Genomic DNA, 23,686 nt, shown 5'->3' with positions numbered 1-23,686 from the left:
CATAAGGAAAAGACCTCACCCCGGGCAGGCGGCCGCAACCGGGTGGTTACGACGCAGCATTGAGAACGGGCGGCGCTGCCGCAGGGCGGTGGCGGCGGCCTAAGCGGTCACATCCCCAGAAGCATGGGTTCCCAGAACAATGCCGCGGACATCCGCAAGCAGCGTGGACACCGGATCGCCGCCGCCCCAGGCCGCCTCCAGTCTGGCAAGCTCACGCCGGACATGGTCGATGTGAGCGGGCGCGAACGGCACCAACGGCTTGTCACCGGCGGTCATGGCCGGCTCCGCGCCAAGCATCGACCGCGGGCCTCTGACGGAGGGAGGGGGCCGACGGCCCGGGTTTGGGCTGCGCGTGGGTGCACCATGCCCGTCAGCCCCCGTCAAAAAGTGCGCGACGCGCAGGAAACCACTGCGCACGCACCCGTTCGTTGCCGTCACTGTACTGCGCCATGATGGCGGCCCGCTCGGCCGGCTCGAACAGCCACGGCGGCTCCACCTGCCGGGTGTCCAACAGCTCGTGGCCCAAGCGTCGACGAAGATCCTCCACCACCCCGGGCAGTTCGTCAAGGTCACGCACCGCCCGCTTGGCAGACAGGAACGCCGCATAGCCGGCCCGCGACAGCGCCGGATTCGGGTTGCCGGCGGGGGCGGCCTCGCGCGGCGGCTCCAATCCGGTGGCGGCGCAGAAGGCCGCCACCACATCGACGGTCTTGTCATAGATCACCGGCACCACGCTGCCGGGGCCAAAGACGTCCTCCCAGTCGCGCAGGATGGCGGCATAGTCGAACTCGGGCAGCGCCGACAGCGCGGCGGCGCGGAATTCCACGACCTGCGCATGGCTGATCCGATGCGCCTTGGCGTACTGGTTGAGGAGCGAGTTGATAGCAGCGTCCTGACGGCGCAGAAAGATCACGATCCGCGCCGTACCCAAGTGTCGGCGCAGGCACGCCACCGCCGGACGGGGCAAGGTGTGAAACAGCTCGCACGACAGCACCGCGCGGGCATGCCGGGCCGGATCAGCGGCGCGGACCGCCTGCGACAGCGGTCCGTCGTCGCCGTCGCACAGCGCCATGTGGACCGGCTGGTGCCACAGCGCCCCGCGCCCCGACGCAGGATAACACAGCCCGGCCGGGTCCGCCGCCGCGCGGTCGCGCAGGAACCGCTGCAACGCCTTGGAGCCGGTCTTGCGGGTCCCGATATGGAGGGTCCAGAATGTCATCGCCGCCCCCTGCCCCATGGCCCATGCCCGCTCATCCGGCCCCGGGCGGAGGTCGCCCCCCGTCCCCGGTGGCGACGCTGCCGAGGAATTCCGCGACCCGCTCCAGCAACAGCCGGTCCAGCGGATGCCCCCCCTCCAGCGCCAGCGTCTCGGCCCGGTGCTCGGGCAGCAGGATGCGGTCGCGCTGCAGCTCTCGCGTGCGTAGATAGTGCAGCACCCGCACCGCATCGGGCGACACCCCGTTGTGCGCTGCATGCACGGGGTCGTTGGCGGCGTTGTACTCCGCCGGCAGGACCTCCTGCGTCACTCCCTCGATCAGGCAGGCCAGCGTCAGCGCAATCTGGCAGCGCATGCGCGAACGGCAGACCTCCAGCAGACGGTCCTGGACGGGTGGGACGCGGCGGCCGCAGGCACGCATGGCCTCGGCCGTCAGGACGACAAACCCGAGGTTGAAATAGGCCGGCGCAAGACCGAACGCGCCCTCGACGTCCATCGAATAAGGATGCAGGCGGTCCGGCATCGGCAGGTCGAACAGCTGCAGGATCACCGGCCACAGCGCATGCCGGCGGGTGCGCGCCAGCACGCCCGCATCGCGCGGCATGGGGGGCGGCCCGTGGGCCATGTGGCCGGCGACCACCGCGCCAGGTCCGATCGCGTGGCGCAACGGGTCGATGTCGCGCAGCCAGACCGTATCGGCATCCGCCAGCACCACCAGGTCGGTCTCGGGGGGCAGCATCAGGCGCCAATCCGCAGTTCCCCACATGCCGTGACGGGCAAAGATGTCGCGCGGCACGCCGGTCCAATCCACAGGACGGCCGGCGCTCCAGGCGTTGTCGCGGCGCACCGCGGCCATGTCGGCGTCATCACCCACCACCACGCGCAGGAGGGCCCGCTCGTAGATCCCGCCGAGCCGGCGCAGGTTGTGCTCGAAGAAACGCACCTGATGATAGAAGCCCCGCGTAGGCGAGATCGGGATCCGGATCTCCAGGCTCGGGTCATGGCGGGGATCGCTGGCGGGCGGCATGCGGGCCTCTCGGGGGGGCGACGCGGCCCTGGGGCAGGATCTAGCAGCACCGCCGCGCGGCCGACAAGACGGTGGTATCCCGGCGGCGGGCCCTGTGCTTGGCCTGCCCGCAGCGCTATCATCGCGAAATCGCCAATCGGCGCACCACCACCCAACAGCGGCAGGGATCTCCGCGATGGCAGACGACCAAGGGTTTCCGCCGAATCTGTCGCGCGCGCAGGAGGCGGCACCGCCACCGGCCGACCCTGCGCCAAGGGCGCCGGTGCCCGTCTTTCGCCCGCTGCTGCCCTGCGTCGAGCGGCTGCTGCCCTATCTGCGCCGCATCGATGCGACACGCCTCTACAGCAACCGCGGCCCGCTGGTGGAGGAGCTGGAGGGGCGGCTGGCCGATCTGATCGCCGTGCCGCCCCATGGGCTGCGCCTGGCAGCCTCGGGCACGCTGGCGCTGATGCTGGCGATCCTGGCCCATGCCGGGCGCGGCGTGGCGGAGGGCGCGCGGCCGGTGGCCCTGATGCCCGCCTTCACCTTCGTGGCGACCGCCCAGGCGGCCGAGATGTGCGGCTGGCGCCCGGTGTTCGCCGATGTCGACCCCGTGCGCTGGACGCTGGACCCCGACGCGGTGCGCGCGCACCCCGACTTCGGCCGTGCCGGGCTGATCGTCGCGGCCGCCCCCTATGGCATCCTGCCCGACATCGCCGGGCTGGCCCGGCTGCAGGCCGAAACCGGCGTGCCCGTCGTCGTCGATGCGGCGGCCGGGTTCGAGGCGCTGTGCGACGCCCCAGGGACGGTGTCGGACACGGTCCCGATGGCGCTGAGCTTCCACGCCACCAAGAGCTTTTCCACCGCCGAAGGGGGCGCGGTGGCCTGGGGCTGCGCCTCGGGACAGCGCCGGGTCATGCAGATCGCCAATTTCGGGTTCTTCGGCACGCGCGCAGCCCGCACCATCGGCCTGAACGCCAAGATGAGCGACTACCACGCCGCGGTCGGGCTCGCGATGCTGGACGATCTGGCCGCGCGCCGCGCGGCGCAGGCGCATGTGGCCGACAGCTATGCACGGGCAGCGCAGGGCCGGGTGGCGGGCCGGCTGCACCTGCCGCCCCGGATCAGCCCGGCCTATGCCCTTTATGAGGCCACCGACGCCGGCGCCTGCGCCCGCGCCGAGGCCGCCCTGCACGCCGACGCCATCGAGAGCCGGCGCTGGTACGGCCACGGGGTCCACCGGGAGCCCTGGTTTGCCGACACGCAGGCCCCGGAGGCGAAGGCGGAGGCGGCGGGGGTCCTGCCGGTCACCTGCAGGCTGTGTGACCGGCTTCTGGGTTTGCCCACCGCCCCCGACCTGGACCTCGCTAGCATCGCCTGGATCGTTGCCGCCCTGGCCCGTGCCGAAGCCGAGGGCCGTGCTCGATGACCGAGCTCGTCCTATTTGGCACCGGTGGCGCGGCGCAGACGGTGGCCTTTCATCTGGCCGCCCAGCCCGGCATCCGAATCGTCGGCTACACAGTCGACGCGGCTTGGCGCACCGCCGAGCACCACGACGGCCGCCCCCTGGTCGCCTGGGAAGATCTGGAGGACCACTTCCCCCCCGACCGGGTGACGCTGTTCGGCCCGTTCTCGTTTGCGCGGATGAACACCCTGCGCCGCGACCGCTACCTCGAGGGCAAGGCGCGCGGCTACCGGTTTGCCCGCTTCGTTCACCCCGCCAGCACCGTCTATGCCCAGCGGATCGGCGAGAACTGCCTGATCCTCGATGCCTGCGCGGTGCAGCCGTTTTCCATCATCGGAGACAACGTGGTGGTGTGGTCCATGACAGTGGTCGGCCATCACGCGCGGATCGGCGATCACTGCTTCCTGTCCTCGCAGGTGATGGTCGCGGGTCATGCCGACATCGGCCCGGAATGCTATCTGTCGGGGCAGACGGGCATCGCCGAGCGGCGTCGGATCGGGCACGGCTCGGCGGTGCTGAACGGCGCCTTCGTCACGCGCGACCTGCCTGACGGGTCGGTCGTGTCGGGCCCCCGCGCGCGGCTGCGCCGCTATCCCAGCAGCCGCCTGCACGGATTGATCTGATCAAATTCTATGCATAACGGCGCCGACCTAGCCACACTTGGTACTTGATCGAAAGATCATTATGGACCACACTCCTCTGGATATAGAGCATATCCTTTAGTTTAAGGAAGCACTTCATGGGGATCGCCATGCACAAGTACGTTTCAGGACTGGCAATGGTCGCGGTCGCCTTCACCGTTGCAGATGTTCAGGCCAGCACCATCAGCGGGTCCTTGGACATCACCCTGACCGGCGGGCAGGTTTCCTTCGATGTTCCGAACGGCACCGCCACCCGGGCAATGGTGATGCAGGGGCAGTTCCAGACCTCCAACAGCTTCCAGAACCCCACCGGGGCAGCCCCGCTTGGATGGTCGATCACCTCCGAGATGGCCTATGAGGGGGTGACGAGCCTCCTCGACGCGGTCGACGAAGACACGACCACAGGCTTCGGCGGCCCCAACGGCTTGCGGAACGAATACCGCACCAATCTGGGGCTGTTCTCCATCTCCTCCTTCATGGCCGATATCCTCGGGCTTTCGAACAGCACCACCGGCCTGGGATCCGGAACGCTGAATTTTGGCGGCGCCATACCGATCGCCTGGTCGATCAACGACTACGTGCTCAACACTGGTGGCCCCGCCATCACCACCTCCGGGAACTTCACCTTCAGCATGACGTCCGACAGCAACGCCCTGGCGTTCCTGAACGTGTTCGATGGCTTCGCCGGAATCGCGGGCGACCTGCAGGGCGCCCGCGAGGGTGGCAGCTTCAGTGCCACGTTCAGCACATCGCCGACCACTGTCATTCCCGTCCCGGCGGCGCTTCCGCTTCTGATGGGTGGGCTGGGGCTGCTCGGGCTCATGGGCTGGCGGCGCAAGGCATCGCAGGCCTGAACACCACCGACCCGACACGATCCGAAGGGGTGGCTACGACTGCTTCTTTTCACATCTGAGGCGGTGGCGGGACATGGACCGACACCCGCTTCCACCAATGCGCGATTCCAAGGCGCGCGAGAACGCGCGCACGGCGCACGGGGTCCTCGAAGCTGGGGCGCAGGGACGCCTTCCACGCCCCCAGACGAGCAGGTGTCAGGGCGTCTGCGGACCATTCTGGCACCACCACCACCGGAAATCCGCGATAGGCCGCGGCCACGGGGGTGTCGCGCAGGATCGGGATGGCGCCGTGCAGCAGCACCGTCCAGGCCTTGGGCGAGGGGTCAAGCCCACCACCCTCAACGCACAGCACAAAGCTGTGGGCCGCAAGCTGTGCCGCGAATTCGGCCTCCGACAGCTCGCGGTCCGGCAGGGTTGAGAACGCAGCCCAGGAGCCGGCCGCCAGCGCGCTAACGTCGCGCCGGGCCTGCCATTGCACCCCCTCGCGGATTCGATGCGCACACAACACCCGCAGCGGACGCGGTCCCAGCGGCGCTGGAACCGGCAGAGGGGCGTCCGGATCCGGCACTCCCGCGGGCCAGATCATCCCCACCGGCATCGGCTCCATCCGCGGATGCCCGGCGGTGTCTAGGTTTTCGGCAAACCAGCGGATCAGCCGCGGATCCGCGAGCAGGTCCTCGATCCACGCCCGTTCCCGCGCATCAAACGGACGCCAGCGCCGGTCGGTCTGCACCGGCACGGTGACATCCTGCGACCCACTGATCAGCACGAAGGGGCCGGGGATCTCCGGCAGTACCCGCTCGAAGAAAAATCGCAGCGCGGCTGAGGGGTTGCGCAGGGACACAAAGACATGGCGCGGTCGGTCGGTGTCGCACAACCGCACCAGCGTTGCCTGCGGCGGCTCCACATCGCTCAGCACCACCCAGTCACAGCGCGCGGCGATGCCGCTGGGAATGTAGGCCGCCGCGCCGAGGTCCCTGGGAAACAGACGCATGCTGTGCAGATCGGCCAGGGTGCGCGGGACGGGGGGCGACGCTGCGGGGGGCGGTACGGGACGCGGTGGCGGGGTGACCCGGCCGGGCCCGCGGGCCGCCGCGCGCAACGCGGCCAGCACCTCCGCCACCGCATCCGGCAGCGGCGCATCAGTCCCCACGCCCGCATGGCGCGGGATGGCCGCATCGTGGACCTGCCCTGCCGCCGCCACATCGCACCCCAGCGCCAACAGGCCTGCGGCCAGATCGGCGCGCATCCGCTCCCGGTCGGCGCCGAACTCCATGAGCGTCAGCCCATGCGCCCGCTGCAACGCCAGAAGCCGGCGATTATAGGCCAGCCACAACCCCAGCGCCCTGTCGCGATCGAAGCCGTTGCGCTGCGCGAGCGAGGCCGCCACCTCGGCGGGGTGGCGAAATATCCCCACGCCGCGCCAGTCCTCCAGCGCCTCGATCCAGCCCTCGGCCACCAGCAGTGTACGGGGCTCCTTGAAGCCCCAGGGGCGGCCCGGCGGGGCGGCGGCGGCGCGCGCCTCGATGAACAGATCGCGCACGCCCGTGTGCAGCTTGCCCCAGACGACCCGATCGGGCGGCCTGTGCCAGGCCCCGCCATTGGTCTCCAGCAGATGCTCGTGCATGTGCACAAGGACCTCGGGCTCGCGCAGCCCGGTGGGGTTGAGCGTGAACGACGCGTCCAGAACGCGCCCCAGATGCACACCTCCCGCCGCCAGTGTCCCCGCCAACATGCTGGTCCCACTGCGGTGCATCCCCAGGACCATGACACAGCGCCCCGTCCGGGGGGCCGCATCCCCTGCCGACGGTGCACAATCGGTCGAAGGGGCATGCATCATGGGGGACGTGGCTCGCGGCACGGGGGCGAGACAAGATCTAAGCCGGTTCTCGCCACAAAGGCAATCGCGCCTTCGCCCCCACGCCGCCTGGAGCGGACCCCGCCGCTATTTTCACCAGTGCCGGTTCGGTGTCAGACGGACGGGCGGGCGCTGGCATGTCCCCACGGCACCGGTCTATGCTGGCCCTTCCAATCCAAGGAGCCCCCGATGCCCGTGACCCCCGAGATCGCCCGCGAGGCCGACACCCTGACCGCGATCCGCCACGACATCCACGCCCACCCCGAGATCGGCTTCGAGGAAACCCGCACCGCCGCCCTCGTCGCCGAGCGGCTGCGGGCCTGGGGCGCCGACGAGGTCCATGAGGGCATCGGCACCACCGGCGTGGTGGGCATCGTGCGCGGGCGCGGCGCCTCCAACCGCTCGGTGGGCCTGCGCGCCGACATGGACGCGCTGCCGATCCACGAGGCGACCGGCCTGCCGTATGCCTCCACCATCCCCGGCAAGATGCACGCCTGCGGCCATGACGGCCACACCACGATGCTGCTGGGCGCCGCGCAGTACCTGTGCGCCACGCGCAATTTCTCCGGCACCGCCGTGCTGATCTTCCAGCCCGCCGAGGAGGGCCTGGGCGGCGCGCGCCGCATGCTCGCCGACGGGCTGTTCACCCGCTTCCCCTGCGACGAGGCCTACGGCATCCACAACAACCCCGGCGCACCCCACGGACAGGTCGGCGTGAAGCCCGGCCCCGCCATGGCCGGCGCCAGCTTCTTCGACATCACCATCGAGGGGCTGGGCAGCCACGCCGCCATGCCCCACCAGGGCCGCGACCCGATCGTCGTCGCCGCCGCCCTGGTCCAGGAGATGCAGACCATCGTCAGCCGCAACCTGCCGGCCACCTCGGCCGCGGTGCTGTCGATCACGCAGCTGCACGCGGGATCGGCCTACAACGTGGTGCCGGACCGCGCGGTGCTGTCGGGCACCATCCGCTGGTTCGAGCATTCCATCCGCGACCTGATCCACGACCGGATCGAGGCGCTGTGCACGGGGCTGGGCCAGGCCCATGGCGTCACCATCACCCCCGACCTGCGCAACGCCTTCGACGTGCTGGTCAACGACGCCGATCTGTCGCGCGAATACCTCGCGGCCGCGGCCGATGTGGTGGGCGCGGACAACACGCAGGAAACCACCACCCGCCGCATGGGCAGCGAGGATTTCGCCGACATGCTGCACGTCGTCCCCGGCGCCTATTGCACGCTGGGCCAGCACGGGTCGGTGCCGCTGCACAACCCCGCCTTCGTGCTCGACGACGACTGCCTGCCGGTGGGCGCCTCAATCCTGGCGCGCATCGTGGAGCGCCGCCTGCCGCTGTGACGCCCAGCCCCGCCCAGCCCCGTCCGGGCCCGCCTGCGCCCGGACGGGGAACGCCGCTTGACCCCCCCCGGCGCACGGTGTCACATCCCGCCATCCGGAGGAGTGGCAGAGCGGTCGAATGCGGCGGTCTTGAAAACCGTTGAGGGTGAAAGCCTTCCGTGGGTTCGAATCCCACCTCCTCCGCCATTTATGCCACATAAATCATTGTTATTGATGGATTTTTTGAAGTCCATTCCCCCAATTATTCCCTCCCTCTATGCCGGATGCCCTCGGATTTTGCCGGAACAGGTGGCCCGATACTGCAGGGTTGATCGGATCGGCCGGCGGCCCCATGAGGCCACTCGGGGATCATTTCGGCGCCGGCCGCAGGGCTATGGGTGCGGTGCGCCACGCTCTTGGTTCAGGCCAGAGCAGGCGCGCGAGGACCTCAAGGGTCGGTACAGCCATGGGCACACAGCGCGGGTTGGTCACCCGAGAGCCGATCAGGAAATAGCGTGCTGCATCTGATCGACCGGTCCCACACCATGCTGCATCCGTCGGACGGTCAGGAAGACGTTGCCGGTGTTCTTGGCCCACAGTCGGCCGATGAGGTCCTTCTCGCGGGCCTCCTGTGCCGTGACAAGATGCTCGCCCTTGTATTCGACCACGAAGATCCGGCCATCGGTGAGGCGGGCGATGAAGTCGGGGTAGAAGCGGCCCTGCACGCGCGGCAGCCAGAAGCTGGCGGGGTGCCGCGGCAGGTTACGCACCCACAGATCGACCGCCTCCAGACTGTCGAGCGCCCAGGCGCACTGGAATTCCTCGCCGCCGAGGTCGCCGTCGATCAGGGGGACCCGGTCGGGGCCCAGCAGGTGACGTTGGAGGCGGAAGGCGCCGGTCGTGGTTGTCGGTACGTTGGCATAGCTCGCAGCGTCGAAGCGGGCGATGCAGGAGGGATCGGTGCCCAGCACCGCCGTGTCCTCGAACAGGGCCATCTGGTGGGCGCCCGCCTGCACGCCGGCCCGGATCTCCGCGATCTTGGCGCGGGTGCGGGTGACGAGGGGGTATTGCCAGTCGATCAGCGTGCGCACCGAGATGTTCCGCTCGGCCACGAGCCAGGACACCAGCCGCGCCAGCCAGGGCGACAGCTCGGCGGTCGGGATGTCCGGCATCCGGCACCGGCCTTCCAGCCACTGCACCAGCGTGGCTTCCAGCGACGCTTCGTCCGGCGCGCCCAGGCCCGAGAGCGGCAGCTGGGTGGTCTGGGTCTGGGAATAGACCAGCTTCTCGCCCTCGATGTCGATCTCGATCACGTTCTCGGCCCGGCGGAAGCTCATCTCCGCCTCGGTGATCTGCGCCGGATGGCTCAGCAGGGACCACTCCACCCGCTCCATGATCAGCGCGCTGTCGGCCTGGAACAGGTCGCCCTCCATCTCGACCATCAGGAACGGCACCTCGATGGCCGCGCCCTTGTCGGCGGGTGACAGCGCCGCCGCCACCTGCGCGGCGTGGCGGTCGAACTCGGCCCGCAGGGTCGGGCGGTCGGCCTCGGGCGTGTGCTGTTCCAGCGCGCCCGCAACCGCTTGCGTCACGACCCCCTTCACACCGACCTTCAGCGTGCCGGTATCAGTGCGGATGAACTCGGCGCCCTCCTCGGCCAACGCGCCCAGAGCCGCGCGCGCCTCCTCGGTGTCGGGGATCTCGAAGGTCAGGACCGGCTTCGGCGCCACCGGGTCCGGGTCGAACAGATGGCCCTGGTCGTCCTGCTCCACCGTGGCGGGCCGCAGTGACTGGCGCACCTCCTCGTCGGTGAAGCCCATGTCGATCAGCTTGTCGCGCAGGCTCGCTGCCACCTCGGCAAAGGACGGCTCGGCCACATGGGCATAGGCCATGTTCAGCGCCGCGTCCCGCCGCCGCTTGGCGTATGGCATCCGCAGCACCCGCCCCAGCAACTGCTCCACCGAGGTGGCCGAGGCGACCTTCTGCGTCGCGCACAGCACATAGGCCGAGGGGCAGTCCCACCCCTCGCGCAGCGCCTGCACGGTGATGATGTGCCGCGTTGGCTCGTTGGGGTCGCGCAGGTTCACGCCGTCGAGCTCCCGTTGCTCCCCCGTCGCCACCTTGATCGTGGCCTCGGGCGCCAGCGCATGCTCGATCAGATACGCCTTCAACTCGGCCACGGTGGGGTGCCCGTTCTTCGCCTGCGCCTGATACAGCGCCACCGGTCGCAGGAACTCCGCCTCGCGCTGCGCCTTCTCCTCCAGCATATTGCGGGTCACCACCGTGCCGCGCACGGCCTCCTGCCAGCTGTCGTGCGGGCGTACCCGGATCGGCAGCTTGATCATCTCCTCGTCCTTCAGCGCCCCCGCGGTGACCGAGAACAGCACGTTCGACACCCCCCGCGGCGTCGCCGTGAACTCGATGATCGCGGACGGCCGCAGCCGCGCCTGCACCGCGCGCGACAGCCCGGTGACCGCGTTGTGCGCCTCGTCCACGATCATCAGCGGCTCGTGGTGATACATCAGGTTGGCAAAGCTGAACTTCACCCGGCCCTCGCGCCCCGCCAGCAGCGGCTCGCGCGCCACGTCCTCGGCCGTGACCACCTCCATCCCGTCGTCCGCCAGCCCCGCGAAGTGCGGCTCGAACGCCTCGTGATAGGCATAGACCTTGCGCTGGCCAGTGTCCGTCACCCGGAACGACTGGATCGTCGCCACCACCACGCAGGTGAACCGCCCGATGTCGGTGGGCAGCAGCGTCTCGAATTCCTCGATGTCCAGCACCCGGGTGCGCCCGCCCGTCACCGCGTCCAGCCGCACGCGATAGGGGTGGCGCAGATCCTTCAGCGCCTCCACCGTCTGGCGCTTGATCGCGTCCGAGGTGACCATCCACAGCACCACCGGATGCGGCTTGCGCACATACTCCGCCCCCAGCCGGATCGCCTCGGCCGCCAGCAGGGTCTTGCCGCCCCCCGTGGGCAGGCGCAGGCAGACGTAAGGGACCGCCGCCATTTCCGAGAGGGGCACATACCGGCGCGGCGCCAGCGTGCGGCCCTCCAGCTTCGCCTCCGCCGCCTGCCGGGCGACCTCGGCGGCGAAGGCACCGGCGGGGCCCTTGGCCGCCGCCACCGTCAGGAACCGCGACAGCGCATCGAGGGCGGCTTGCTGGTACTTCTTCAACTCCATCGTCACACCCGCGCCCTGATGTCATAGGGGGTCTGGCGGAAGCTCATCCCCGCCCCCGCCAGCGTCCGCTCCGACAGCCGGTTGGCGGCGCCATAGACGGTGATCGGCCCGTCCCAGCCCGCGGCCTGCGCGCCCTCGCGGATCAGGCGCAGCACGGCATGGGTCAGCACATTGCCTCCGCCGGCCGTGCGGTCGCGCAGGATGCCGTTATAGAGCAACGCCAGCCCCCGCCCGTCATGCGCGCCCAGGAACGGCCCCCCTACCTGGCCAACATCGGGCGCCGCCATCGGCACCCGGAATTCCGTGAACCACAGATGGCGGGCGAGGTCGGCAAACCGGATCTCCGGGTTGATCCGGCCCGCCCCGTCAAAGACCGTGGCCCCGAGGGTGCAGAACCGGAACCCCCCGCCGCCCTGCCAGCCCACGTCGCGGGAGATGCCGCCCTGCTCCCCCTCGATCACCTTGCGCAGGCGCAGCGCGCAGTGGGTGCGGGCATGATCGCCCATCTCCACCCCGATCCACCGCCGCCCCATCTTGTGCGCGACGGCCGCCGTGGTGCCCGAGCCGAGGAAGCTGTCGAACACCAGATCGCCGGGGTTCGTCGCGAGGTCAAGAATGCGCTGGATCAACCGCTCCGGCTTGGGTGTTGTGAACAAGCTGGTGACGGCCACGTTGGGAAATAGTTTCTTCAGCTCATACTTCGCAGCTCTGTTGTGACCGGTAACTTCGACATCAGTCCAGAGCGTTGATGGCGGAAGTCCTTTCATGTCGGCCAAATAGGTTCGACGGATGAGGCGTGTGCCATCCTTGGAAAACCGAAGCTCTCCTGTTTCTAGTTTCTCAGAAATGGTTTCCCGGGACCATCGCCAACCATTCGGAGGGTGCTTTATGGTGTGGCCTTGGGGAGAAACGATGTTGTACTGAAGGCTCGGCCGCAATCCGGGGTTATTGACGGGATTTCCATCGAACCAAGGCCCCCGAGGATCATTGTCCGGGTTCTTGAAATGTTTTCTCTTTGTGGGGTCGTTAAGAAAGTTGGGCCCCCAGTTTACCTGCCTAGAGTAGACTAGGATCGTATTGTGGTCTTGAGAGAACTTTGTGACGTTGTTGTTGCTGTTGTCGGAGTTCCTCCAGATGACCTCTCCCATAAAGTTTCGCCGCCCGAACACCTCGTCCATCACCACCTTGAGGTAATGCCCCTCGTTGTCGTCGATGGTAGCCCAGATCGAACCGTCCTCGCTCAGGAACTCGCGCAGCAACTGCAACCGCGGCACCATCATGGCCAGCCACTTGGCGTGCTCCAGGCTGTCGTCGTAATGCTCGAACGCCGATCCGGTGTTGTAGGGCGGGTCGATGTAGATGCACTTCACCCGCCCCGCATAGAGCGGCAACAGCGCCCGCAGCGCCTCCAGATTGTCGCCCTGCACCAGCAGGTTGTCGCCCCCAGTCCCAGGCGCGGGCCCCGCCGCCGGACCAGATGCCGGCACCGACAGCTCCGCCACCTCCTCCAGCAGCCGATACGGCACCCGGTCCGCCGCCGTCAGGTCCTGATCCCGGGTCAACCACTGCAGAATGGGCATAAACGACTGTCCACCGTTGATTTTCGCCGCACCCTGCCCGCGATCCCGGTCGGCCGCAACCGCCGGTCGGTGCGGCAACGCCCTGTTCATCCGTTTCGAATATTTCGAACATCGTTGTCCGGAAAGGGCCAGGGTGTTACATCCTGTGACACGGCCAAGGGACCCGAACCGGCGCCGTATCGGGAGGGAGCGCGCAACGATGACCATCAACGCCAACATGGCCCAGCCGCTGGGCCACGGCCTGCCCACCGCGCAGGATCGCGCCACGGCCGACCAGCTCAAGCAGATCCTCGCCACCCGCCGCGACGCGGGCGGCGCCCGCCTGCCCTATGTCGACCCCGAGACGCGCCAAACGGCCGAGGTCGTGCTGTCGCCCATGCTGGTCGATCTGCTGGTGGACGTGCTGCGCCACATCAGCCGCGGCGAGGCGGTGACGCTGGTGCCCGTGGGCCAGATGCTGACCACCCAGCAGGCGGCCGACATCCTGAACGTCTCGCGCCCCTATCTGGTGAAACTGCTGGAGCAAGGCGCCCTGCCGTTCGAGACGGTGGGCCGACACCGCCGCATCAAGGCCGACGACCTGTTCCGCTATCAGGCCGAGCGTGACGCGAAGCGGTCGGCCGCGCTGGACGAGCTGTTCGCCTCGGACGCCGACCTGATCTGAGCGCCCGCGCGTGTTCGCCAACCGCTTCACCGTCGTCACCGACGCCTGCGTGCTGGTCCCGCCGCTGACGCGCAACCTGCTGCTGTCGCTGGCCGAGGCGCATCTGTTCCGCGTGCGCTGGTCGGCCCGCATCCTCGATGAGTTCGAGCGCGGCATGATCCGGGATGTCCTGCGGGCCAGCCGCCCCGACCCCGAGGCCGCCGCCCGCAAGGCGCGCGCCGCAATGGAGGCGGCCTTTCCCGAAGCCATGATCGAGGGACACGAGCATTTGGAGCCCGCGCTGCCCGACATGCCTGACGCGGATGACCGCCATGTCGCCGCCGCCGCGCTGCATGCCGGGGCCGCGCAGATCATCACCAACAACCTGCGCGACTTCCCGCCCGAGGTCATGGGCCGGCTCCAGATCGACGTGCGCAGCGCCGACGACTTCATCGCCGACACGCTGGACCTGCCGGCGAACGGCGCCACGGCCCTGCTGACCGTTCGCCGCCTGCGCGCGCGGCTGGTCCGCCCCGAACTGACGCCGGAGGACCTGTTGATCCGGATGGAGCGCAACGGCCTTGGCCAAACGGCCGCCCTCCTGTCGCGGCGGATGGAGTTGTGGTGAGCCGGGTCGGTGGGGCGCCGTAAAGGAAAGGCCCCCTCCGGTCGGGAGAGGGCCTCGCAGGGTGCGGTTGGGGCGCGGTGTCAGGCGGCGCGCCGGGACCGCGTGCCCTCAGCCTCGGCTTCCATGGCGTCGGAGAGGCGCTGGAGGGCGGCGGCCACAGCGTCCATGACGCGCGCGCTCGCCTCGGTGTCGCCGGTGGCGTTGATGCCGTTCGACGCGGCGGCGAGGGTCGCGGCGAGGTTCTCAACGTCCATCGCGAAAAACGAGAGGCGGTCGGGGCAGATGTTCGCTTCGGTCATGGGTGGCGCTCCTGTTGATACCTTTGATACCGAGTGATATTCAGAATATCATTCTCATGGGGGATGTCAATTTGAAATCAAACGATATGCTACCGCTCACGCCACAGCAGATCAGGGCGGCCCGCGCCGCGCTTGGCATGACAGCCCAGCAGGTCGCCGAGAAGGCTCAGGTCGGGGTCGCCACCCTGCGCCGCGCCGAGGGGCCGCGCAGGACCGCGACCGGCCTCAATCGCTCGACGGATGCTGCGATCCGGCGGGCGCTGGAGGAGGCGGGGATCAGGTTCATCGACCCATCCGAGGATCATGAGGGGGGCGTCGTGCTGCGTCGGGGCACGCCCTTGGCCTGAGGCCATCCCGCAGCCTTCGCGCCCGCCAGCGGCCCGGTGTTCATCCCGCGCCGAACCTGAACATTTTTGAACAGGTAACCGCCGTCGCGCCCACCTCGAAGGTGCTACGGGGGCAGGCGCCATCCGGCGCCGCATTTCAGGTTTTTTCAGGTTCTGCGCTCTCTCCCGACACCCATGGCGGTCACGGGTGCGCAGGCGATCACCTCGCAGACCTTAATTTTTCTCAATAGGGCGAACCCCTCCGGGCCGTTACGGCAAGCCACGGGTGGCGCGTTCGTCCCACGCCGAACCTTCGGATTTCTCAATGGGCCGCAGGGTCTGATCCGCTGACCCTTGGGCGGCCCGCGCCTCGCGCAAGATCGCTTCGGCGAGCACCAGCGCCCCGTGAAGTTCGAGCGGCACCACGGCGACCTCGCGCCCCGCTCGCCAGACATGCAGCACCGGGCCGGGGCGCACGGTGACGAGGGTCCGGGGCGTCATGGCGCGCGCCCCGCTGGCACTGAACACGCATGTCTCCCGCCCGCCTTCGGCGGCGGCACGCAGGCCGCGCAACGCCACCCCTCGCCCTCGATGGGCAGCGCGGCGGGTTTCCAGAAGTCGCGCCCAAGGCAGACCCGGCAGGGCGCGAAGGGTAGGCCCTCGGCGTCCAATGGGGGCGCGCCCCTGATCCGGTCCAGAAGGTCGCGAAGATCGTCGGGGGTGACGCCGGCGTCCATCGCAACCTCGGCCAGCGCGGCGGCCTCGGCCTCGGTGCGGATCACCCCATTCGGAGCCGTGCGCAGGGCGGCTCGCTCCTCGAAGAAATCGAACAGGTCGAAGCCTTCGGGGGCAAGCGGGATCGCAACATCAGAGGTCGGGGGCGTGCGACACGTGCGACACGTGCGACATGTGCGACCGGTGCGACATGAGCGGGGGCCTCGGGAACCTGTGTCGCACATGTCGCACGTGTCGCACCGTCACGCGCGGCTGAAGCTGGATTTTTCTCAGCTTCGATTGCGGCCAGCGCCTTCGCGGGATCAAACCACATCGCCGCCCCCGCGCACGATGCGCCAGGCTTCCTTGCGGGGCGTGCCGCGCACCACCGTGCCTTGGGGCAGCGGCACAATCCATCCGTGCTTTTCGAGCAGCGACAGTGCGGCGCGGGCCGCCGGGCTTTCGCGAAGCGCCCGGATGGGCGCCAGCCGCAGCACGTCGCGCACCAGGATTTCCGGTTCCCGCCAGCCTTCCAGCAGCCACCGCCGCAGCTTCTCGGCCCGGTCGATTTCGGCGGATACTGTCGCCGCGTCGGCCAGCCGGGCGGCTTCGGTCAGGTAGAATTGCGCAAGGGCGATGCCGCTTGCCATGTCGGCCGAGGCGACTTCCACCGCGTCGAGGTTGCGCCAGAGGGTCAGCACACCAGCGAGGCGGGCGGCATGTTCGGGAGCCTTCGATGCGTGCGCTGTGACGTGCGCAAGGGCGCCGCCGGGGGCCTGCGCCACCTCGATTGCATCCGCGAAGCCCACCAGCAGCGCGCGGGCGTCAGGCGCCAGCGGCAGGGCGCGGGGCTGCAACTCGCGCGTCTCGGGGTCCATCGGCATATCGGCTTCGAGGATTTCCCCCAGCCGGCCCGAGAAGCCCGACAGCGCCATCGGGTCGGGCCGTGCCTTCGCGTGAAGGCGGGTGCCGATGGTCGAGGCCGGTTCAGCCATCAGGAAACGGGCCGCGAAGCCCGTGCCATCCGCCAGCGGGTCGCCCATGAAGCCCCGGGCCACCACCGGCTGCACCATCAGGTGCACCGCCAGCCGGCGGCCGTAGAGCGTCAGGGCGCCGTCGCCCGCGCGGGTGCGGCGGATGGGGTCGCCCATCCACAGCGAATTGAGCGCGGCCAGCGTCTTTTGCCGGTTGTCCGGGCTCATGGCGTGCCCGCCTAGGAATTGTCCCCCTTCATCCGAGAACAGGCCCAGCGACGATTGCCCGCAGGCAAACAGCTTGGTCAGCCCCTCGAAGGTCGGTTCCGTCACGGTACGGTCGGTCGAGGGGGGCGCCTGGGGTTCCGACCCCAGCGCGTCTAGGTCGGCGCGGGCGGCGGCTTTCTTCTCGCCCTTGCCCTTCTTGGCCTCGGCAAGGATGCGGTCGCGTTCGCCCTTCCAGATCGCGTGTGCGCTCTGCCAGGATTGGAAGGCGTCGCGCTGGACGCGAGCTTGTTCCCTCTCGAAGGTGCGCAGGGCTGCCATCAGCGGGGCGTCGCAGCTCGATTTGCGTTCCCCCGATGCCGCCACCGTCAGCAGGTAGAGCGACAACGGGCGCGCGCCCCCGAGGGTTTCCACATCCGCGAAGCCCTGCACCGCCAGCGATGCCACGGCCAGCGCCGATGCCGCCGGGATTGCCATTGGGGCTTGCGTCGCCCCCTGCACCGCCTCCACCGCCGGGCGCAGCGGCCCGAGTGCGTCAACGGGGTACGCCGCCCCGGGCGGGATTTCCCGCAAGAGCGGCTGGGGTGCCTCAGGAGTAAACCCCTGCTCATCAAAACTGTTGAAAACCTTCATTTCGCCACCTCCGCGACGAGGATGTCATTCCAGTCCTGCCCCTTCGGGGGCTGGGCGATGATCACGGCCCAGCCCAGGGCGTGGGCCCGTTCGGCAAGCGCATGGGCGGCAGCCATTCCAGGGGCGTCATTGTCCGGCGCGATGCACAGCTGGGCAGGCTGGGGCGGCAGGCGCAGCCCGCGCAGGCCCGAGGTTGAAAGCGCGGCCCAGGCGCGCGCCGTGACGTCACCGTGAAGCGCCCACGCGGCAAGCGTGCTTTCGATGCCCTCGCCCACCAGCAGCGGCCCCGGCCCATCAGCAAGCCGCACAGCGCCGCCAGCGACAGCCCCGAGCATGGCCTTGGGCGGGTTCACGGGCGCCTTCCCCAAGCCATCCGGCCGCAGGTAGCTGCGATGCACGGCCGGAAAGCCCGCCCCCTGCACCGCCGCTACCATCGCGGGCCAGCGCCGGGCCGTGGCACCGTGCCAGCACTCGGGGTGGAAGCGCAGCACCGCCGGCAGGCGCTCAAGCGGGATGCCGCGCGCCTTGTACAGATACCGCGCCGCCAGGGTGCCTTCGATGGGCTGGGCTTCTCGCCAGAGCCGGAGCGCCTGGTCGGCCTTGCGTTGAGCTACAGCCAGCCGCTCGGCCTCACGCTGCGCTATCTCGGCCGGATCGGGGGGCGTATAGTCCCCCCGCCCAATGCCCGCCGCGTCGAGAATGTCACCGAAGCTGCACCGCATCTTGAAGCAATGCAGCACCAGCTTTCCGCCGTCGCCGTCCGTGACGGACAAGGCCGCTTGGTCGCGCCGCCGTTCCGGCTGGCAGACCGGGCACGGGGCGTTACCCGAGCGGCCACTCCAGCGCCCTCCGAGCATCTCGGCCAGGGTCCTTGCGTCCGTCATCCCGCACCCCCTTTCACCAAGGAGACGGTGTGCGAACTATGGTCGCGAAGCTGGCGCCTCGCGTGATCATGCACTATATCTTGGGGGTGCCCGGCTTCCGCATCGCACACCTTACCAGCCCCGGTCGCGCCCGCCAGCGCGCCGGGGTTTTCCATGTGGGACATGAGATCACGCGCGCGTCTGGCGGGAGTCGATCCAGGCGGTCACGTCCGAGCGGCGCCACCCGACAGCCCGCACCCCGAGGCGAATCGGGACGGGGAAGTTGCCGGCGGCCATGAGCGAGTAAATTGTGGAACGCGACAGGCCCGTCGCGGCCTCCACGGCGGGGCGGCGCAGGATCACGTCGAGGTTCGAAATTGGCGCAGCTTGGGGGGCGGCCTCAAGGGCCTGATTGGGCTTGGACATTCGAGTCCTCCATGCGCGCGTGGCCAATTTTCCATTGCGCACGCGCCTTCCTTGGAAACATATGGAGGGCAGGGGCTATCAGGTCCTGCTCTACCGCCGGCCTGCCCGATGCTGCGTCAACAGCATGTAGTGGGCGGGCCGGCACCCACCGCAGCTTCCGGTAGCAGCGGGCGGGTTCCATAAGGCCACCACCTCATGCCGGGGAAAAGCCACAAAACCGGCCGCCCCGGAACATTTTGCGCTTGACTAGCCTTCGACGCATCGCGCCGGAAGGTCAGGCGCCGCCTGCACCACTGCGAAGCGGCACCACATCGGCCCCAGTCTCCTCACCGCGAAGGAATGCGGCCCACTGCGCCATCATCGCGCGACGCCGTTCCAGCATGTCGGCGCGCTGATAGCTTCGCTCGACGGCTCCCGCGACAACGTGGGCGAGTTGCATCTCGGACATGTCGCGGTCGTGGCCACACTCAGCGGCCCACTGGCGAAAGGTTGAACGCAGCCCGTGCGGCACCGCTGGGCGCCCGGATCTGGGATCACGCCACCCCGCCTTGCCTTCGGAAGTGCCGCCAGCAATGTCGCAGGCGGCCTTGTCGGCGTGCATCCGCCGCATGACGGCGCTGAGGCTCATGTCGCTCAGCGCGCCCCCACGGGGGGCGGCGAACACATAGGGTGAGCCCTCCACACGTTGCAGCCCGTTGAGCAGCGCCATGGCCTCAGCGGTCAGCGGCACCCGATATTCCCTGTTTCCCTTCTGCATCCGCACAGCGGGCACGGTCCACAGTGCCCGGTCCAGGTCGAGTTCGTCCCAAACCATCCCGCGAACCTCGCCGCTCCGGGCGCCGGTCAAAGCCACGAGTTGCAGCGCCCGCGCGGCAATGCCCTCACGCTTGGCGAGGTCCACCCACCAGCGAGCCACGTCCGCCAGCGCCAGCGCAGGGTGATTGCCTGACTTCGCCACCTTGCTAGGCTTAGGCAGAAGCTCCTTGAGATTGCCCGCCCAGCGCGCCGGGTTGTCGCCCGTCCGATGTCCCTGCACCGTCGCCCAGGCCAGCACGCTCTCGATCCGGCCGCGAAGTCGGCTGGCGGTTTCCGTCTTGCTCGCCCAGATCGGCGCAAGAACACGCTGCACGTCTGACACGGCGATGGCGGCAACCTGCATGTCGCCCAGCACCGGGTTGGCGTAGGTGTCGAGGGTCGCGCGCCATTGCTTGCGGTGTTTGTCGCTGCGGAACTCGGCCAGCTTGGCGGCAAGGTATCGGTCAACGGCGGTCGAGAAGGTGAGGGCCTCGCGGGTCTGGCGCTTGGCGGCCAGCGGGTCGCCGCCCCTATACGCAGCCCGCTTGTTCTCGGCGGCGGCCTCACGCGCTTCGGACAGCGTGACCGTGGGGAACCCTCCAAGGCCGATCTCACGCCGCTTGCCGTGAATAGTCAGCCTCTGAATCCAGAAGCGCCCGCCCGAGGGATCGACGCGAAGCAGTAGGCCCGTGCCGCCCCCGTCATGATACTTCCCCGGCCCGAGGCTCTTGACCATCGTGGCAGTCAGGCGGGGCCTGCGCCCGGCCCCATACGCACCACCGCGCCCTTCCCCCTTATCCGTTCCCATATTCTTTCCCCCGAAACTTCCCCCTTTTGGGGCTGGCTCTATGGGGAATGTAGAGGAACCCACCGGAACCAGGAAGCCAAGAAACGCCTGTGCTTGCTTGACCTTTTTAGACACCTCCGGAGCTCCTGAGAATCCATGATGGCTGCCACCTCCTCCGCCACTATAGCCCAGGAAGAAGATCCTCAAGCTACTGTTTATATTAAAAAAATCAGGACCTCTTGAGCATGATCTTTGCCCCACACCGATTATTGCTATACATTTAGCTTTACATTTCATCTTACACATGACTAGTTCATCTTAGCGTATGCAAGGCCACGTCCGTTCGCTGACGGCCTGCGCCACGGTGAGAGTGCGTCCACATGATCAAACTGCGCAGCAATACCTTCCAGCTTTACCGGCGTGTGCCGAGGCGCTACGCAACGATCGAGCCACGGCAGTTCGTGTGGGTCAGCCTGCACACGGACTCGCCCTCCATCGCACAGACCAAGGCCGACGCCAGCTGGGCGCAGATGATCGAGGCGTGGGAGGCCAAGCTTGCCGGGGACACCAGCGATGCCGATGGCCGCTTTGCCGCCGCACGCGAGCTGGCCGCCACGCGCGGATTCCGCTACCTAAAGGCGGTGGATGTGGCCCACCTGCCCACCGAGGAGCTGCTTGACCGAGTGGAGAATGTCTCGGTCCGCCAGAGCGAGCCGGATCCGATCGAGGCGCGGGCCTTTCTCGGTGGAGCACAAGAGCCACCGATCACGGTCAGCCGGGCGCTCGAACTCTACTGGACGCTGGCGGCCGACAAAACCCATGGCAAAAGTCCCGACCAGATGCGCCGCTGGCGCAATCCCCACGAAAAGGCGGTGCGCAACTTCATCGCGATCGTTGGCGACAAGGCACTCGCCGAGATCACCGGCGACGACATGCTTGACTTTCGCCAGTGGTGGGTAGAACGGGTCGTGGCAGAAGGCCTGACCGCCAACAGCGCTAACAAGGACCTCATCCACCTCGGAAAAATCCTGAAGACGGTCAATAAGATGAAGCGGCTCAGCCTCGTTTTGCCGCTGTCCGACCTGTCGCTGAAAGAGGGCGAAGGCAAGATACGGCCACCCTTCTCCGATACGTGGATCCGCGACAGGCTCCTCGCAGAGGGCGCTCTCGCCGGGCTCAACGCCGAAGCCCGCTGCATCCTTCTGGCAATGATCAACACAGGTGGCCGACCGGGCGAGATCGCCAACCTGAAACCGAAGCGCATCTTGCTCGATGTCGACATACCGCACATTGTCATCGAACCCGACGACCGGCAGGTGAAGACAAAGCACTCCCGGCGGGTCATCCCTCTCACCGGAGTCAGCCTTGAGGCCATTCGCACCTTCCCCGATGGCTTCCCCCGCTACCATGACAACCCCTCGCTGTCGGCCACGGTGAACAAGTTCCTGCGCCAGAACGGCCTCATGGAGACCGAGCATCACGTTCTCTACAGCCTGCGACACAGCTTCGAGGATCGGATGCTGGCAGCCGGCGTGGATGATCGGATCCGTCGCGACATCCTCGGACACAGCCTGACCCGGGAGCGCTACGGGGCCGGTGCCTCGCTGGAGCAGGCGCACAGGACACTTCAGGCCTTCGCCCTGTGAAGCGCGACCAGCCTCCGCGCCCGCTCGATGGCGTCACCGGTCGTCTCGGCGGCCTGGATTTCCGCCTCCAGGCGCTCGAAGATGGGCAGATAGACGGGGTCCAGATGAACCAGCTGGGCCACCTTCCTCTGGGCGTCCTGCAATCTCTTGAGCTGTGATGACGGCATCGGTGGGGTCCTGGCTTGTGGCAACAGAGGCGTATAGCGGCGGCGCCATAGCATTGCCGCGGAATCTGCGATTTTTTTCCGCCATCCTTCGGCGACGTGCAGCGGTCCAGATCGTCTTGCCAAGCTGGTCCCGGCATCGCTGCCCGGCTTCCCCAATGCGCCCACCAACGCCTCGCTCCGAAAACGCAGGGGGCACAGATCACCGCGCTGTCCCCTGCGATATCCCGATCATGCCGTCGCTATAAGCACTTATGACGCACGCACTGACGCGCTGCTGACAAGGAGTGCTACAACCATGTCGACCACCAGACCCGGCCGCCCCTACGCCGACACCCGGCTGGCGCAGTTCCTCGAGCTGCGGATCCTGCAGCTTAAGCCCAAGAAGACGCAGGCGGAGATCGCCGCCGAGGCCGGCCTGCGCTCGATCAACTTCCTGACCATGCTGAAGCAGGGCAGCTCCAAGGTGCCGCTCGACCGCGTCCCCGCCCTGGCCAAGGCGCTGGAGGTCGATCCGAAACACATGTTCAAGCTCGCCCTGGAGCAGGAACTGGGCGGCACCTCGGCGCAGACCGTCGAGGACATCTTCGGCACCATCGTCACGCGCAACGAGGTCGCCTGGCTGGAGGCCATCCGCGAGGCCAGCGACCACAGCGACCCCACGCTGACCAGCCGGGTCAAGGCAACCCTGCGCGGGATCTTCGGTCGATGAGCCGGCACACGCATCGGTTCACCGAGCACCGCGACCGCCCGACCTGCTACTGCGGCGCGCTCACCGATAACGAGCGGCGCTGGATCGAGTTCTTGCGCGACATCTCTGGCGATGGTGATCCGCCGGTGACGTTGCGCCGGGTGCAGCTGCTTCGGAGGGCGATCTGGGGGAACAGGGGGCGTCGACTGGCGCGCTGAGGAGGACAAGGCACGGCAGGCTGATCGTAACGGCCTGCCGGCACAGCGCAGGCCGAAGAGCGTGACGGAACCGGCGATGGCGTGCGCAACTGGCGATCGGGACGGCAGCATGACCTCGGACCAGAACGTCGATGGACAATCACGCGAGTTGGTTGACACTTTGCCGACCAGGTTGACGCATGGTAAACATTCTGGTTACGGAATGTAATGAAATCGCGCGACACGCTCCGGCGTCAACGAGGCGCACAGAACTCCGAAACACCTGCCCAGCACGGGGGTTCCAGCTGTAACTACGGTTCCGAACGGGTAATGCACGCCAGGATCGGGCTCCAGAAGCCACGTCACGATGATCGCCGCCGTAGGATTTCTACGTTCCGGTCGGCGTGGCAGTCCTAGGCTCAGGACTCATAGCCAGAAGATGACGGTTGCGGCGAGGGCGATGGCGGAGAGGAAGACCTTGGGGCATCGGTCGTAGCGTGTGGCGATGCGGCGCCAGTCCTTGAGCCTGCCGAACATGATT

Annotated in this window: 24 protein-coding genes, 1 tRNA gene and 1 pseudogene; 11 read left to right on the top strand and 15 right to left on the bottom strand. The window is 68.2% G+C overall.

Annotated features, from left to right (window positions below; genetic code table 11):
* Positions 1-99: 99 nt before the first annotated feature.
* The 3 genes from CCR87_RS11975 to CCR87_RS11965 all read right to left on the bottom strand — a co-directional run bounded on the left by CCR87_RS11975 (position 100) and on the right by CCR87_RS11965 (position 2,243).
* The gene (locus CCR87_RS11975) at positions 100-276 is read right to left on the bottom strand and encodes a hypothetical protein (RefSeq protein ID WP_201157754.1); all 177 of its coding nucleotides are present in this window, start codon (positions 274-276) and stop codon (positions 100-102) included.
* 94 nt (positions 277-370) lie between these two features.
* Complete coding sequence (locus tag CCR87_RS11970; protein ID WP_201157753.1) at positions 371-1,219, bottom strand: hypothetical protein; 849 nt, start codon at positions 1,217-1,219, stop codon at positions 371-373.
* A gap of 31 nt (positions 1,220-1,250) precedes the next feature.
* On the bottom strand, positions 1,251-2,243 hold the full coding sequence (locus CCR87_RS11965) for a hypothetical protein (protein WP_201157752.1): 993 nt from the start codon (positions 2,241-2,243) through the stop codon (positions 1,251-1,253).
* A 175-nt stretch (positions 2,244-2,418) separates the two neighbouring features.
* On the opposite strand from CCR87_RS11965, the gene CCR87_RS11960 reads away from it, so the two are divergent.
* The 3 genes from CCR87_RS11960 to CCR87_RS11950 all read left to right on the top strand — a co-directional run bounded on the left by CCR87_RS11960 (position 2,419) and on the right by CCR87_RS11950 (position 5,182).
* Positions 2,419-3,651 carry a DegT/DnrJ/EryC1/StrS family aminotransferase gene (locus CCR87_RS11960; RefSeq protein ID WP_201157751.1) on the top strand — a complete coding sequence of 411 codons (1,233 nt, stop codon included), beginning with the start codon at positions 2,419-2,421 and terminating at the stop codon, positions 3,649-3,651.
* The gene (locus CCR87_RS11955; protein WP_201157750.1) at positions 3,648-4,310 is read left to right on the top strand and encodes an acetyltransferase; all 663 of its coding nucleotides are present in this window, start codon (positions 3,648-3,650) and stop codon (positions 4,308-4,310) included. The genes CCR87_RS11960 and CCR87_RS11955 overlap by 4 nt, the downstream gene beginning before the upstream one ends.
* Before the next feature lie 116 nt (positions 4,311-4,426).
* Positions 4,427-5,182 (top strand): hypothetical protein, encoded by a 756-nt coding sequence (locus CCR87_RS11950; protein WP_201157749.1) that lies wholly within the window; start codon positions 4,427-4,429, stop codon positions 5,180-5,182.
* A gap of 49 nt (positions 5,183-5,231) precedes the next feature.
* Here the strand turns inward: CCR87_RS11950 and CCR87_RS11945 are convergent, their stop codons facing one another.
* Complete coding sequence (locus CCR87_RS11945) at positions 5,232-6,917, bottom strand: hypothetical protein (RefSeq protein WP_201157748.1); 1,686 nt, start codon at positions 6,915-6,917, stop codon at positions 5,232-5,234.
* Positions 6,918-7,229: 312 nt separating this feature from the next.
* Between CCR87_RS11945 and CCR87_RS11940 the strand changes: the two genes are divergently transcribed.
* Together CCR87_RS11940 and CCR87_RS11935 are read left to right on the top strand one after the other, a co-directional pair.
* Positions 7,230-8,393 (top strand): M20 aminoacylase family protein, encoded by a 1,164-nt coding sequence (locus CCR87_RS11940; protein WP_201157747.1) that lies wholly within the window; start codon positions 7,230-7,232, stop codon positions 8,391-8,393.
* A 96-nt stretch (positions 8,394-8,489) separates the two neighbouring features.
* A tRNA-Ser gene (locus CCR87_RS11935) sits at positions 8,490-8,579 on the top strand.
* 296 nt (positions 8,580-8,875) lie between these two features.
* On the opposite strand, the gene CCR87_RS11930 is transcribed toward CCR87_RS11935, so the two are convergent.
* Positions 8,876-11,554 carry a DEAD/DEAH box helicase family protein gene (locus CCR87_RS11930; RefSeq protein WP_201157746.1) on the bottom strand — a complete coding sequence of 893 codons (2,679 nt, stop codon included), beginning with the start codon at positions 11,552-11,554 and terminating at the stop codon, positions 8,876-8,878.
* Positions 11,555-11,556: 2 nt separating this feature from the next.
* Positions 11,557-13,224 (bottom strand): site-specific DNA-methyltransferase, encoded by a 1,668-nt coding sequence (locus tag CCR87_RS11925; RefSeq protein ID WP_242511983.1) that lies wholly within the window; start codon positions 13,222-13,224, stop codon positions 11,557-11,559.
* Between the two features lie 109 nt (positions 13,225-13,333).
* Here CCR87_RS11925 and CCR87_RS17305 point away from each other — a divergent pair, with 109 nt between their 5' ends.
* Positions 13,334-13,798, top strand: coding sequence for a helix-turn-helix domain-containing protein (locus CCR87_RS17305; protein WP_242511982.1), 465 nt, complete (start codon positions 13,334-13,336; stop codon positions 13,796-13,798).
* 10 nt (positions 13,799-13,808) lie between these two features.
* Complete coding sequence (locus CCR87_RS11915; RefSeq protein WP_201157745.1) at positions 13,809-14,405, top strand: VapC50 family PIN domain-containing toxin; 597 nt, start codon at positions 13,809-13,811, stop codon at positions 14,403-14,405.
* Positions 14,406-14,485: 80 nt separating this feature from the next.
* Here CCR87_RS11915 and CCR87_RS11910 read toward each other — a convergent pair whose 3' ends face one another.
* Positions 14,486-14,704, bottom strand: a complete 219-nt coding sequence (locus CCR87_RS11910; RefSeq protein WP_201157744.1) for a hypothetical protein — start codon at positions 14,702-14,704, stop codon at positions 14,486-14,488.
* A gap of 2 nt (positions 14,705-14,706) precedes the next feature.
* On the opposite strand from CCR87_RS11910, the gene CCR87_RS11905 reads away from it, so the two are divergent.
* Positions 14,707-15,051 (top strand): helix-turn-helix domain-containing protein, encoded by a 345-nt coding sequence (locus CCR87_RS11905; RefSeq protein WP_242511981.1) that lies wholly within the window; start codon positions 14,707-14,709, stop codon positions 15,049-15,051.
* 249 nt (positions 15,052-15,300) lie between these two features.
* Here CCR87_RS11905 and CCR87_RS11900 read toward each other — a convergent pair whose 3' ends face one another.
* The 6 genes from CCR87_RS11900 to CCR87_RS11875 form a co-directional block, all read right to left on the bottom strand.
* On the bottom strand, positions 15,301-15,531 hold the full coding sequence (locus CCR87_RS11900) for a hypothetical protein (protein ID WP_201157743.1): 231 nt from the start codon (positions 15,529-15,531) through the stop codon (positions 15,301-15,303).
* Entirely contained in the window at positions 15,528-15,812 is a 285-nt protein-coding gene (locus CCR87_RS11895; RefSeq protein WP_201157742.1) for a hypothetical protein, read from the bottom strand. Before CCR87_RS11895 ends, CCR87_RS11900 begins: the two co-directional genes overlap by 4 nt.
* Positions 15,813-16,067: 255 nt before the next feature.
* Positions 16,068-17,420 (bottom strand): YfjI family protein, encoded by a 1,353-nt coding sequence (locus tag CCR87_RS11890; protein ID WP_201157741.1) that lies wholly within the window; start codon positions 17,418-17,420, stop codon positions 16,068-16,070.
* Positions 17,421-17,572: 152 nt separating this feature from the next.
* Positions 17,573-18,460, bottom strand: coding sequence for a DUF7146 domain-containing protein (locus CCR87_RS11885; RefSeq protein ID WP_201157740.1), 888 nt, complete (start codon positions 18,458-18,460; stop codon positions 17,573-17,575).
* Positions 18,461-18,628: 168 nt separating this feature from the next.
* A complete protein-coding gene (locus tag CCR87_RS11880; RefSeq protein ID WP_201157739.1) occupies positions 18,629-18,865 on the bottom strand; it encodes a helix-turn-helix transcriptional regulator in 237 nt (78 codons plus the stop codon).
* A 274-nt stretch (positions 18,866-19,139) separates the two neighbouring features.
* Positions 19,140-20,396 (bottom strand): tyrosine-type recombinase/integrase, encoded by a 1,257-nt coding sequence (locus CCR87_RS11875; RefSeq protein WP_201157738.1) that lies wholly within the window; start codon positions 20,394-20,396, stop codon positions 19,140-19,142.
* 431 nt (positions 20,397-20,827) lie between these two features.
* On the opposite strand from CCR87_RS11875, the gene CCR87_RS11870 reads away from it, so the two are divergent.
* Complete coding sequence (locus CCR87_RS11870) at positions 20,828-22,093, top strand: tyrosine-type recombinase/integrase (protein WP_201157737.1); 1,266 nt, start codon at positions 20,828-20,830, stop codon at positions 22,091-22,093.
* On the opposite strand, the gene CCR87_RS11865 is transcribed toward CCR87_RS11870, so the two are convergent.
* Positions 22,075-22,260, bottom strand: a complete 186-nt coding sequence (locus tag CCR87_RS11865; RefSeq protein WP_207186628.1) for a hypothetical protein — start codon at positions 22,258-22,260, stop codon at positions 22,075-22,077. The genes CCR87_RS11870 and CCR87_RS11865 overlap by 19 nt on opposite strands.
* 295 nt (positions 22,261-22,555) lie before the next feature.
* On the opposite strand from CCR87_RS11865, the gene CCR87_RS11860 reads away from it, so the two are divergent.
* Together CCR87_RS11860 and CCR87_RS11855 are read left to right on the top strand one after the other, a co-directional pair.
* On the top strand, positions 22,556-22,969 hold the full coding sequence (locus CCR87_RS11860) for a helix-turn-helix domain-containing protein (protein WP_201157735.1): 414 nt from the start codon (positions 22,556-22,558) through the stop codon (positions 22,967-22,969).
* Entirely contained in the window at positions 22,966-23,166 is a 201-nt protein-coding gene (locus CCR87_RS11855) for a hypothetical protein (protein ID WP_201157776.1), read from the top strand. Before CCR87_RS11860 ends, CCR87_RS11855 begins: the two co-directional genes overlap by 4 nt.
* A 405-nt stretch (positions 23,167-23,571) precedes the next feature.
* On the opposite strand, the pseudogene CCR87_RS11850 reads toward CCR87_RS11855, so the two are convergent.
* Positions 23,572-23,686, bottom strand: a pseudogene (locus tag CCR87_RS11850) (IS5/IS1182 family transposase); the annotation flags it as partial.

This window comes from Rhodobaculum claviforme (assembly GCF_016653255.1).
Taxonomy (GTDB): Bacteria; Pseudomonadota; Alphaproteobacteria; order Rhodobacterales; family Rhodobacteraceae; genus Rhodobaculum; species Rhodobaculum claviforme.
Note: the sequence above shows the minus strand (reverse complement) of the source record. Positions and strands in the feature narration are given on the sequence as shown.